Annotated in this window: 9 protein-coding genes; 6 read left to right on the forward strand and 3 right to left on the reverse strand. The window is 73.3% G+C overall.

Annotation, left to right across the window (positions count from 1 at the left end; translation table 11 throughout):
* Positions 1-13 precede the first annotated feature (13 nt).
* The 5 genes from ACH4MY_RS09405 to ACH4MY_RS09425 all read left to right on the forward strand — a co-directional run bounded on the left by ACH4MY_RS09405 (position 14) and on the right by ACH4MY_RS09425 (position 4,726).
* Positions 14-406, forward strand: coding sequence for an ACT domain-containing protein (locus ACH4MY_RS09405; protein ID WP_397999851.1), 393 nt, complete (start codon positions 14-16; stop codon positions 404-406).
* A gap of 253 nt (positions 407-659) precedes the next feature.
* Positions 660-3,602: an ATP-binding protein gene (locus ACH4MY_RS09410; protein ID WP_397999854.1), complete on the forward strand. Its 2,943-nt coding sequence runs from the start codon at positions 660-662 to the stop codon at positions 3,600-3,602.
* Positions 3,520-3,786, forward strand: a complete 267-nt coding sequence (locus ACH4MY_RS09415) for a hypothetical protein (protein ID WP_397999857.1) — start codon at positions 3,520-3,522, stop codon at positions 3,784-3,786. The genes ACH4MY_RS09410 and ACH4MY_RS09415 overlap by 83 nt, the downstream gene beginning before the upstream one ends.
* A 56-nt stretch (positions 3,787-3,842) precedes the next feature.
* The gene (locus tag ACH4MY_RS09420) at positions 3,843-4,343 is read left to right on the forward strand and encodes a hypothetical protein (protein ID WP_397999860.1); all 501 of its coding nucleotides are present in this window, start codon (positions 3,843-3,845) and stop codon (positions 4,341-4,343) included.
* Between the two features lie 17 nt (positions 4,344-4,360).
* Positions 4,361-4,726, forward strand: coding sequence for an RNA-binding S4 domain-containing protein (locus tag ACH4MY_RS09425; protein WP_397999862.1), 366 nt, complete (start codon positions 4,361-4,363; stop codon positions 4,724-4,726).
* 63 nt (positions 4,727-4,789) lie between these two features.
* Here ACH4MY_RS09425 and ACH4MY_RS09430 read toward each other — a convergent pair whose 3' ends face one another.
* From ACH4MY_RS09430 to ACH4MY_RS09440, 3 genes are all read right to left on the reverse strand, one after another.
* Entirely contained in the window at positions 4,790-6,988 is a 2,199-nt protein-coding gene (locus ACH4MY_RS09430) for a germacradienol/geosmin synthase (protein ID WP_397999865.1), read from the reverse strand.
* 160 nt (positions 6,989-7,148) lie between these two features.
* Positions 7,149-9,089, reverse strand: a complete 1,941-nt coding sequence (locus tag ACH4MY_RS09435) for an N-acetylmuramoyl-L-alanine amidase (RefSeq protein WP_397999868.1) — start codon at positions 9,087-9,089, stop codon at positions 7,149-7,151.
* A gap of 463 nt (positions 9,090-9,552) precedes the next feature.
* The gene (locus ACH4MY_RS09440) at positions 9,553-10,680 is read right to left on the reverse strand and encodes an aminoglycoside phosphotransferase family protein (RefSeq protein ID WP_397999871.1); all 1,128 of its coding nucleotides are present in this window, start codon (positions 10,678-10,680) and stop codon (positions 9,553-9,555) included.
* 233 nt (positions 10,681-10,913) lie between these two features.
* Here ACH4MY_RS09440 and ACH4MY_RS09445 point away from each other — a divergent pair, with 233 nt between their 5' ends.
* Positions 10,914-12,407, forward strand: coding sequence for a hypothetical protein (locus ACH4MY_RS09445; protein WP_397999873.1), 1,494 nt, complete (start codon positions 10,914-10,916; stop codon positions 12,405-12,407).
* Positions 12,408-12,438 lie beyond the last annotated feature (31 nt).

A 12,438-nucleotide genomic window follows, 5' to 3' on the forward strand; every position in this document is an offset into this window, starting at 1 on the left:
TACCGTGGCGGCCATGAACGCGGAACGTGATCTGACCCGGCTCCTCGCCGGGATGCGGCCGGAACTCGACCCCCGGCGCTATGTCTTCACCACGGTGGACGGCCCCGCTCCGCCCGGGGTCGTCCCGGTGGTCACCGTCGCCGAGGACGAGGGGCTCACCCTCGTCGTACGCCAGGAGGAGGCGGACGCCGCCTCCCTCCCGTACGACTACGTGGCGGGCCGGATCACACTGCGCGTGCACTCCGCGCTCGACGCCGTCGGGCTGACGGCCGCGGTCGCGGGGGCGCTCGCCGGGGCGGGGCTGAGCTGCAACGTGGTGGCCGGTTTCCACCACGACCACCTCTTCGTGGAACACGCCCGTGCGGAGGAGGCGTTGGCCGTCCTGGAGCGGCTCGCGCGGAGTTGAGACCTGGAACGGACGGGCCCCGAGGAGCGCGGGACCCAGGAGGACGGGACCCAGTGGTCCCCCGCTCTTCCCCGATCATGATCCACCGCACTCCGCCGAACCGCATGAGCCGTACGCGCCGCCGAGCGCCCTGGCTTGGACGTTTGACCGCCCCAGGCCACTCCAACGGGCGTACGCTGGGGCTTTCGCGGGGCCTTCCGCTCGTCGCTCCTGACCGTGCGCCGGGCGTGCGCCCCCGGTGTGGGGGTGGAACGTGGCACGTCAGAACGGCGGGTCGGCCCGTCAGGGATTCGGCCTCTTCGAGCGCGAGGCGGCGCTCACCGCGGCCGAGGAGGCCCTCGACCTCCTCACGGGCCTGGCGGACGAGCCACCGTGGCCCGAGCACGTCCCCGCACCCCGCGAGGCCACGCGAAGTCCCCACCTCGTCGCGGTCAGGACCGACACCCCCCGACCCGATGGCCCGGGCTCCCCCCGACCGGGTGGTCCGGACACCTCCCGACCCGGTGGTCCCGACTCCCCCCGCCAAGGCGGTCCCGACACCTTCCGGCCGGGCCGTCCCGGGGCCGAGCCGACCGGCCGGTCCGCGGTCACCCGGCGCGGCGGCATCCTCGCGTACGCGGCCCCCGCCGGCCTCGGCAAGACCACGCTGCTCGCCGAGATCCGACGGCGCGCCGGTGCCCGTGGCTGCACCGTGCTCTCCGCCCGCGGCGGCGACCAGGAGCAGCGGGTCGCCTTCCACGTCGCCCGGCAGCTCCTCCAGCCGCAGCTGGCCCACGCCACCGACGCCGAACTGCGCGAACGCCTCGGCTCCTGGTACGACATCGTCGGTCCCGCCCTCGGGCTCCGCGCCTCCGGAGAGGGCTCGCCGCCCGACCCGCAGGGGCTCCGCGACGGGCTCGACTGGGTCCTCACCCACCTCGCCGTACGCCGCGCGCCCCTCGTCGTCGTCCTGGACGACGTCCACTGGGCCGACCCCGAGTCCCTCGGCTGGCTCGCCGCCTTCGCCCCGCGCGCCGAAGAGCTGCCGATGCTCCTCGTCGTCGCCTACCGGCCGGACGAACTCCCCGACGAGGGAGTCGAGTTCACCGGACACCGGTCCGGACAGCGGCCCCTCGGCCTCGCCCCGCTCACCTCCACCGCCGTCGCCCGGCTCGTCCGCGACCGGGTCGGAGCCCACGCCGACGACATCTTCTGCCGCGACTTCTGGACCGTCACCTCCGGCAACCCCTTCGAGGCGGTCGAACTCGCCGCCAAGGTCCGCGACCACGGCCTCGAACCCACCGCGGGCGGCGCCCACGAACTCCGCGACCTCGCCGCCGCCCTCAAGGGCTCCGGACTCGTCACCCGGCTCGAACGGCTCGGCCCCGCCACCGTCCGGCTCGCCTGGGCCTGCGCCGTCCTCGGCACCGAGATCTCGCCCCAGCTCGCGGGCGCCGTCGCCGGCCTCGGCGGGGAGGCGGTCGCCGAATGCGCCGCGCGACTGCGCGAGGCCCGGGTGCTCGCCGAGACCGAAGAGCCGGACGACCCGCTCCAGTTCGTCCACCCCCTCATCGCGACCACCGTCTACCGCTCCATCCCCGCCGCCACCCGGGTGGCCCTGCACGGCCAGGCCGCCTGGTGCGTCGTCGACGCGGGCCTCGGACCCACCGCCGCCGCCCGCCACCTCCTGGAGACCCACCCCGAGGGCGACCCCTGGGTCGTGAACCAGCTGCGCGCCGCCGCCGGGGAGAACCTCCGCGCCGGAGCCCCCGACGCCGCCCGCCGCTTCCTCGCCCGCGCCCTGCGCGAGCCCCCCATCGCCGACGACCGGGCCGCCGTCCTCTTCGAACTCGGCTGCTCCTCGCTCCTCACCGAGCCCGCCACCACCGTCAACCATCTGCGCGCCGCCCTGGAGGAGCCGGTCGCCGACCCGGCGCTGCGCCACGGCATCGTCTACCGGCTCTCCCAGGTCCTGGCCCACAGCGACCGGCTCGTCGAGGCCTCCGAGCTCCTCGGCCGTGAGGCCAGGCAGGCCACCGACGCCCGCAGCCGGCTGCGGATGCAGGCCGAGAAGTTCATGTGGGACGCCTTCCGCGCCGACGAACCCGAGTCGCCCGCGCGCTCCCGCCGTCTGACGGCCCTCGCCGACCGGCTGACCGGCCGCGACCTCACCGAGCGGTACATCATCGGCCTGCGCGCCTGGGACGCCACCCTGCGCGCCGAACCCTCCGCGGTCGCCCTCCGCCATGCCGAACGCGCCCTCGAAGGCGGCCTGAGCTGGGCCGACGAGAGCCGCGGCTTCGAGGTGCCGGTCCTCGTCGCCCTCACCCATCTGTACGCCGACCGGCCGGGCCGCGCCGAGGAACTGTTCGCCGAGGGCACCGCCGAGTTCGAGAGCCAGGGCTGGCGCGGGGCGCACCTCTCCTTCGCCTACACCCTGCAGGGCTACATCCGCTACCGGCGGGGCCGTCTCGTCGAGGCCGAGGACTTCGTCCGAGCGGGTCTGCGGCTCGCCGAACGCGTCGGACCGCGCACCCCCGCCCAGTGGTACGCGGTCGGCGTCACCATCGAGGTGCTGCTCGCCCGCGGCCGAGTCGAGGAGGCCGCCCGGATCGCCGACACGCACGACTTCGGCGAGCCCTTCCCCGCCGCCGTCACCTTCCCCGACTCCCAGACCGTCCACGCCGAACTGCTCCTCGCCCGGGGGGCGTACGGAGGAGGCCGCCGCCGAGCTGGCCGCCGTCGGCCGCCGCCTCGACCCGCGCGGTATGCGCAACCCCGCCTGGTGCCCCTGGCAGCTGCACCTGGCCCTCGCGGAGGCCGCCACCACCCCCGGCCGGGCCCGCGCCACCGCGCAGGACGCGGTCGCCCGCGCCCGCCAGTACGGGGCGCCCTCCGCGATCGGCCAGGCGCTCCGGGTGACCGCCGAGGTCTCCGAGCCCTCCGAGCGCGTGAAGCTCCTGGAGGAGTCCGTCGACTGGCTCGACCAGTCACCCGCCGCGTACGAGCTGGCCCGCTCCCTCGTCGCCCTCGGGGCGGCCCTGCGCCGCACCGAGCGCGCCGGGGAGGCCGCCGAGCACCTCTACCGGGGCCTGGAGGCCGCCCAGGACTGCGGCGCCGACGCCCTGGTCGAGGTGGCGCGCGCCGAGCTCGCGGCGGCCGGACTGCGTCCTCGCGCGCTCCACCCCGCCGGCACCGACACGCTCACCGCGCGTGAGCGCGCGGCCGCCGATCTCACCGTCCGCGACCAGGACGCGGCCGCCGTCCTCGGTGTCGACGCGGCTGCCGTCGGCCGCCTCCTCTCGGCCGTCTACCGCAAGCTGGGGACCGACCGCACGGGCCTCGCGCAGGCCCTGGGGAACACGGGACGGGAGTCCGGGGACCCCGCCGGACGGGGCTGAGCGCCGGGAGCCGCCCGGCGCGTCGCATCGCGCGCCGGGGCACGTACCATGGCCGTATGTCCTTCCTCCGCCGCCGCAGCGCCGCCACTCCCGCGGGCCCGGACTTCGACGTCCTGGCCATGGATCCGGGGGACTGGCCCGGCAACCTCGGCGCCGGCCTGCTGCCCGCGCCCGACGGTTCCTGTCAGGGCGTCTTCCTCCGCTACGACCTGTTCGGCGGCCGCGGTCCCGCGATGATCATCGGCAATCTGCCGGAGGGCTCCCCGGCCCGTGAGCTCGCGGACGCCCAGATCCCCTTCGAGGTGGCCCAGCTGCTGGCCGCCCTCGAGAACGACGAGCCGGTCGAGGTCCTCGACACCGAGGACTGCCCCGTGATGCAGGGCGACAACCTCCTCATCGTCCGCCGCCTCAAGCTCTCCGAGAGCCGCATCTCCTGCGTCCAGTTCGACCGCAGCGACAACGTCCTCGTGACGATCGCCAGTTGGGACCGGCCGATCACCGACGACCTGTACGCGCTGCTCAAGCCGCTGCCCGCCGAGCTGTTCCAGCAGGGCTGACGGGGGAGCGGGGGCCGATGAGCGCACGCGTCGACAGCTGGGTCTGGGCGGTCCGCCTCACCAAGACCCGCTCGCAGGCGGCCGCGGCCTGCCGGGCCGGGCACGTCAAGGTCAACGGCGAACGGGCCAAGCCCGCCCAGCCGGTGAAGCCCGGTGACGAGGTCCGGATCTTCCACGGCGGGCGGGAGCGGATCGTCGAGGTCAAGGTGCTCCACGCCAAGCGCATCGGCCCGCCGGTCGCCGCCGAGGCGTACGTGGACAACAGCCCGCCCCCGCCGCCGCGCGAGCACGTCGCCGTCGCGGCCGTCCGCGACCGGGGCGCCGGACGCCCCACCAAGCGCGACCGCAGGGAACTCGACGAACTCCGCGGCCGCCACGCCTGACCTTCGTACGAACCGATGCGGGAGAGGCCCCCGGGAGGGATTCCCGGGGGCCTCTCCCGCGCGTCAGTGCCTCACCTTGCCCAGGAGCTCCGCCACCCGCGCCGCCGAGGTGCCGAGCCCGGTCGGGCCCCGCCGCAGCAGCGCGGTGCCGCTGCCCACGTGCACGTCCTCGGCGCCGTAACGCCGCACCTTCCGATGCCAGTTGAGGATGCCCGCGAGCCAGTCCTCCAGCTCCCGCAGATACGCACCGAAGGCCGCACGGCCCGCCGCGTCGAGACCGAACTCGGCGTAGAGCAGCGGAACTTCGCGCTCCTTCAGATGCTCGTACTGACGGAGCCTGCCCCGCATCAGGTCGTGGACCATGGCCACGGCCGTCGGGTAGTCGCAGTCGAAGAACTTCTGCAGCACCAGAACGCCGTTGTGCACCTCGCCCTCGACCTCGATCTCCTTCTGGTACGAGAAGAGGTCGTTGATCAGCGTCCCGTAGTCCATGACCGCGTTCTCCAGGGCGCGCACGGTGCCCGAGCGGTACAGCTCCGGCGGCAGCACCTCGGTGTGCCGGAGCCGGCACATCAGCGTGGTCAGTTCCGAGCCGAAGGTGCTGCGGCGCATCTCGATGTAGTCGACGGGGTCGGGAACCCGGTGCTGCATCTGGTTGTGCAGCTCCCACATCCAGCTGTCCAGCATGACGTCGAGCGCGAACCGCAGCTGGGCGCGGGCTCCGGGCGGCATCGGGCCGGCGGTGCGGGCCCAGAGATCGGCGAGCGAACGCTCCATGGCGTTCACGGCGAGCGCCGCCCCGGAGGAAGGATCCTCCAGCGGCAGACAGGACTTGAACCGGTCGGTCTGCTCCTTGGCACCGAGGAGGTCGCGGGTCCGTCCGAAGACCGCCGGGTAGTGGTCGTCGGCGTACGTGCCCCAGGTCAGCCACTCGGCGCTGAGCTCCAGCTCCTCCAGGGTGGCGTCCGGATCGAGCCCGGCCGAGCACAGGGCCAGGTCGAAGCCCTCCGCCATCGGCCGGTCCCAGATGTCGTCCAGGAGCCCGAACCGCTCGGCCCAGTCCAGGGAGAGCCGGCGCGCCTCGGCGTGATGAGGACTGATCGTGAGCGGGTACGGCAGGTAGAACTCCGGAAGCAGCGACGGTCCCACGTGCTGGTGCGGTACATGGGTGAGCGCCCGCAGCCGGGAGGCGGCCGGGCGTCCGAAGAGCGTGCGGATGTCGAGCGCGGAGGTGCCGATGACCCCGTCGAGACGCGAGGGCCCGGCGACCATGCCCTCGTTCATGTACCGGCTGGAGCGCATGTGCCACTCGTGGCCCCCGGACTGCCAGTCCTGGAGCCCCTTGGCGTACGCCGCCACGGCCGCGCACTCGGCCGGGCCGAGCCCCTTCTCCGCGGCGAGCAGCGGCACCTCGGTGAGCGCCGTGTTCTCGAACTGCTGGAGTCGCGAGGTCAGCAGGTCGTTGACGGCGTTCGCCGCCTCCTGCGTCGTACAGCCGAGGAACCGCTCGAGGACCAGCACCCCGTTGCTGTTCTCACCCTCGTCCTCCACCTCCCGCTGGTACGAGAAGAGGTCGTTGCGCAGGTGGACGGCGTCCGAGAAGGCGTCCCTGAGCACCCGCAGCGGCCGGGAGTACGCCACCTGGGCCGGGACCTCCGCGCCCGCCGCGTACTCGACGAGACCGGCGGACCAGGGGGCGCCCCCGACCTTGCGCCGCATCTCGATGTACTCGACGGGGTTGGCGACACGCCCCTCGTTGATGTTGTCGAGCTCCCAGAGCGACTCGTAGAGCAGGTGCTCCGTCGCCTCCGCGAACCGCACCCGCCACCCCTCGGACATCGAGGGAACGGTCCGGAGCCAGAGATCGGCGAGACCCGCCTCGACGGGATTGGTGGGCTCGGGCATGCCCGCCACCGGATCCGCCGGCATGAACAGCGGCAGCCGGTCCAGGTACGCCTTTCCGCCCGCCCGGTCCTGGGGACGCTTGAAGACCTCCAGGAAGTGGTCGTCGAAGAAGAAGACCCAGGTGTACCAGTCCGTGACGAGGTCGAGCGCCTCCTCGCCGCAGTCGGGGTGCGTGTACGAGCAGAGCAGCGCGTAGTCGTGGGAGTCGAGGTCGTGCTGCTCCCAGACCCCCGAGCCCTCCAGCATCCCCATCTCCCGCGCCCAGTCCCGGGTGTGCGTGCGGGCGGCCTCCACATGGGGGTTGAGCCGTGCCGGATACGGAACATAGAAATCCGGCATAACGAAGGGCTGAGGCATGTGCTGGGGGGCCTTCCGGTGAGCACGAGCTGTTGTCCGGCCCACCTTTACCCGTAGCCCGTACGGCGCACGCGATCTCCTGAATAGTCCTATGAACGCCGATAGGGTGGTGCCGGACCGTTCATCCGGCACCACCTCGCACCTTTCGGCCAGACCTCCCTCAGGCCCGGGAAACCTGCACGTCAGCGACCTTCACAAAGGCCACCCGATGGCCGAACTGGATCTGGTAGTACTCCTCCTGGCCCCGGACGACCCGGTGTCCGGTGCTGTCGAACACCGGCGCGAAGTAGTACTCGCCCGGGGTCCGGTCGCCCACCACGTACCGCTGCCCCGCGAGCAGCTGGTACGGCAGCGGCGACACCGCCTGCACCGGCACACCCGCCGGATACGCCGAGGCCTCCGGGTAGGCCCGCCCGTACACCGGCACCGACGCGAGCCCCTCGCGGGGCGTCAGGACGAGACCCCGGCTGTCGACCGCGGTCGGCTCCCGGCGGGGATTGTGGAACCAGGCCTTCTGCCCGAGGTACCAGATCGCCGTCCAGTCGCCCAGGCGCTCCGCCACCGCGTAGCTCTGCCCCGTCGAGGCACGCGCCCCGGTGTCGTTGACCCCGGTCGTCGAGTCCTGCCCACCCGGCCGCAGGCCGACGTCCTTCACCAGGGGCGCGTCGGCGCTCGGCCCGGTGTACAGACGCACCGCCCCGCTGCCGTGCGGCGCGCACGCCTCTCCCGCCGTCACACAGCCCGTGTACACCGGCCGGTGGTCGGTGTAGTCCGGCCGGATCGTCACCACTCCGGCGCCCGGACCGGCACTCGGCGTGATCGGACGCCCGAGCAGCAGGAAGTAGTGCGCCCAGTCCCAGTACGGCCCCGGGTCGGTGTGCATGCCCTTGATCGTGGACGTCACGGTGCCCGGCACGTTGTCGTGGCCCAGGATGTGCTGCCGGTCGAGCGGGATGTCGTACCGGGCGGCGAGATACCGCACGAGCCGCGCCGACGTCCGGTACATGGCCTCCGTGTACCAGGAGTCCGGCGCGGTCAGGAAGCCCTCGTGTTCGAGCCCCACCGACTTGGCGTTCACGAACCAGTTGCCCGCGTGCCAGCCGACGTCCTTGAGCGGCAGATGCTGGGCGATGTGCCCGTCCGAGGAGCGCAGCGAGTACTGCCAGGACACGTACGTCGGGTCCTGCACCAGCTTCAGGGTGACGTCCCAGGTGGCCTCGGTGTCATGGACGACGATGTAGTCGATCGACTGGGAGGAGGGCCGGTTCGCCTTGTCGTGGTTCCCGTAGTCGCCGTCGCCGAACTCCTCGTAGGGCGCGGGGATCCACTCGCAGGCGACCGAGCGCGGGCACTCCACGGGACCGGCGGCGGGCCGGCGCAGCCCGAGGGCCGCGACCTGCTCCGTGGCGGGCGCGACCGCCGGGGCGGCCGGCAGCGACACCACCTGCCCGCTGTCCGTCGTCCGCGACTCCCCGGTCCTGATCACGTCGAAGACGTCGTTCGCGTACGTCGCCGCCGTCGCCGAGTCGTCCGCACCGGAGTACCGCGCGACCGCCCCGTACCAGTCCGCCGGGTCCGCGCTCGCCGCCAGGCCGGACTCCCGCTGGGCGGCGGCGAGCAGCGCCGCCCCGCCCTCGATGTTCGCCGCCGTCCGGGTCCGCAGCTCCTCGGCCGGGATCCCGGACAGCGCGGACGCCCGCTCCAGGGTCCGCAGCCGCGCGGGCAGCGACTCGGCGGACGGGACCGGCGCCGCCACGCCGGAGCGCACGGCGCGCGAGGAGTCGCCGCGCGCGTCCTCGGCACCCTCCGAGTGGTGCGGGGCGGCCTCGGTCAGCGCCGTCACCGCGTCCGTCAGATGCATCGGCCCGTAGCCGCCGGTCACACTCGGCGCACCACCGTGGGCGTCCCAGCGCGACTGCAGGTACGAGACGGCGAGCAGCACACTCTCGGGCACGCCGTGGCGCGCGGCCGCCGTCGCGAACTGCCCCTGCAGGGTGCTCGTCTCGGGTACTTCGGCGCCGGCCCGCGGGGCGACGGACAACAGGGGGAACAGGAGCACGGCGGACGCGAGGACGCCCACCGTCCTGGCGGGAGGACGCACGGTCGTACGTCTGAGGGACGCGGAACGGAGCAAGGCAGCCTCCAGAGGCGGGGGGTGACACCGGGGCGTGCGGGGCCGAACCCGTACAGGGGTATCGGCTCCCGGACGATCCGTCAATCACGCCCACACGAGCGGAAGTTCCCACGTCAGAGCGGCAGCGGCAGCTATCTGGCGGAGTTTCGCGGAGACGGGTCCCGGGCCTGGGACGCGTCAGTGGAGTGGACCATTGGCCCGACTCCCGGGGCCGATGCGGAATCGGCCGGACAAGTGGGGGAATCGGCCCGGACAAGCTCCGGAACAGGGTCGGACAGGCTCCGGTGCCGGGTTCGACGAGCTCCGGCGTCGGGTCCGACGGGCACCGGAATCGAGCCGGAGGCGGACATGCCGATGCGCCGCGTCCCGGTGTGTCGGCACCGGGCGCACGGCGCACCCTTCCCCCGTATCGTCGGCCGGGCCCGCCCGTTCAGCGCGTCCCGACCGCCGCGCGCACGGCCCGCCGTGCCATGGCGCAGTCGTCGTGCAGCCGCCGCAGGAGCAGCCGCTGTTCCTCACCTGGCGCGAGCGCGCCCACGGGCACCGGTACGGAACCGGCCGGCGGGGCCTCCTTCATCGTGCGCTGCACCGCCGTCTCGTACGTGCGGATCTCCCGCGTCAGCACGATCATCAGGTTCACCAGGAAGGCGTCCCGGGAGGCCGCCCCCGCCTGCTGGGCGAGCTGACTGATCTGGCGGCGGGCGAGCGGAGCGTCGGCGAGCACCGCCCACAGGGTCGCCAGGTCGTAGCCGGGCAGGTACCAGCCCGCGTGCTCCCAGTCGACGAGGACCGGTCCGGCGGGGGAGAGGAGGATGTTGGAGAGCAGGGCGTCACCGTGGCAGAACTGCCCCATGCCCTGACGGCCACCCGCGTGCGACAGGCCGTGCAGCAGCTTCTGCAGGTCGTCCCGGTCCCGGTCGGTGAAGAGACCGAGCTCGTGGTAGCGGGCGATCCGGGTGCCGTAGTCCAGCGGGGCGTCGAAGGTCCCGGCCGGCGGCCGCCAGGCGTTGAGCCGGGCGATCGCGCCGAGCGCGGCCCGCACATCGGCCCGGGGCGGCGCCTCGACGGGGTGGCGCGAGAGCGCCGCCGCCCGTCCGGGCATCCGCTCGATCACCAGCGTGCAGTTCTCCGGGTCCGCCGCGATCAGCCGCGGCGCCCGCACCGGCGGACGGTGGCGGACGAAGGAGCGGTAGGAAGCTATCTCGTGCCGGAACCGCTCGACCCACGCGGGGGAGTGGTCCAGTAAACACTTCGCGACCGCCGTGGTCCGCCCGGTCGTCCCGACGATCAGTACGGAACGCCCGCTGCGCCGCAGCACCTGCACCGGGTTGAACTCCGGGCAGATGCGGTGGACGGAGGCGATCGCCATCTTCAGCTGCGCCCCCTGGGGGCCCGACAGATCGATTCTCCCGCTGATCGGCTGGGTGCCCGTGCCCGCCGCCCAGCGCCGCGGCCGGAGGGCCTGCGGGGCGGGAGCGAGGTAGGGTCCGGCGCCGGCCGGGACGATGCGGTGCTGCGGCCGGGGCGGGGCGGACACGGAGGACGATGCTGTGTACATGGAGGTGACAGATCCCTTCGTGTGCCGACGAGTTGCGTGCGTCGCCCCGCCCGCCCCCGGTCCGCACCCTGGGGAATGAGGGCCGGTCGGCGGGGCGGGGTGGCGCATTCCTACCTGACACCCGGGCGCGGGTGGCGGAACATCGGGCGCACCCTGGCGAACCCTGGCGAATAGTCGCCAGCCCTATGACAGCGGGCTACTGTCAACTCAGCCGAGAACCTGGGGGCTTAGACGTGACCGGACAAACCAACACCCGCCTGGCAGACCTGTTCGGCCTGGCCGGCTGGTCCAAGGGCGAACTCGCGAGACTCGTCAACCGGCAGGCGGCGGCCATGGGCCACCCCCAGCTGGCGACCGACACCTCGCGGGTCCGGCGCTGGATCGACCGGGGCGAAACGCCCCGCGATCCCGTCCCCCGGGTGCTGGCAGCACTGTTCACCGAGCGACTCGGCCGTGTCGTGACCATAGAGGACCTCGGGTTCGTACGACACGGGCGCAGCGGAAAGCGGCAGGACGTCAGGAAGACGGAGAACCCTGACGGGCTGCCCTGGGCACCCGATCGTACGGCGGCGGTCCTCACCGAATTCACGGGAATGGACCTCATGCTCAACCGACGCGGCCTGGTGGGCGCGGGCGCCGCGCTTGCCGCCGGCTCCGTACTCAGCAACGCCATGCACGACTGGCTGCAGACCGACCCCAACCGCCAGGCCGGCCCCCAGCGGGCCATCGATCCCCTCCACGCCGACCCCGCCGGGTTCGACCGCTACGAGGCCGCCCCCATCGGGTCGGAGGAGATCGAGGCTCTGGAGCACTCGGTGGAGGTGTTCCGCGCCTGGGACGCCTCCCGGGGTGGCGGTCTCCAGCGCAAGGCCGTGGTGGGCCAGCTCAACGAGGTGGGCGGCATGCTCGCCTACCGCCACGCCGACCACCTCCAGCGGCGCCTCTGGGGCGTCGCCGCCAACCTGGCCGTCCTGGCCGGCTGGATGTCGCACGACGTGGGCCTCGAACCCACGGCGCAGAAGTACTTCGTGATCGCCGCGCACGCGGCCCGCGAGGGCGGCGACCGGCCCCGGGCCGGCGAGGCGCTGTCCCGTGCCGCCCGGCAGATGGTGCATCTGGGCAGGCCCGACGACGCCCTCGACCTGATGAAGCTGGCCAAGGACGGTTCGGGGGAGCGCGTGCTGCCCCGGACCCGGGCCATGTTCCACACGATCGAGGCCTGGGCGCAGGCCTCGATGGGACGGGGGCAGGCCATGCGCCGCACCCTGGGCGAGGCCGAGGACCTGTTCGTGTCCGACCGGCGGGACGAGAAGAACCCGAGCTGGATGCAGAACTTCGACGAGGCCGACATGCACGGTATGCAGGCCCTCGCGTACCGCACCCTCGCCGACCACGACCCGGCCGCGGCGGTCCCCGCCCAGCGCCACGCCAAGCTGGCGCTGGAACTGAGGCGTGGCGGTCACGACCGCTCGAAGCTCTTCGACCACATCTCGCTCGCCTCGGCCTGCTTCATCGCCGACGACCCGGAGCAGGCCGACCGGTACGCCCGGCTCGCCCTGATGTCCATGGGGGAGACCTCGTCCCACCGCACCTGGGACCGGCTGCGGGAGATGTACCGGCTCACCGGGCAGTACGCCGGATACGCGCGGATCGAGCACCTGCGCGAGGAGATCGAGCTGGCCCTGCCGAGGTCACCGGTCAACCGGCCGAGGACGGGGCAGGCCTGAGGGGGCCGGATACGACACAGGGGTCGACAGT

Source organism: Streptomyces sp. NPDC017246 (assembly GCF_044331325.1).
GTDB lineage: Bacteria > Actinomycetota > Actinomycetes > Streptomycetales > Streptomycetaceae > Streptomyces.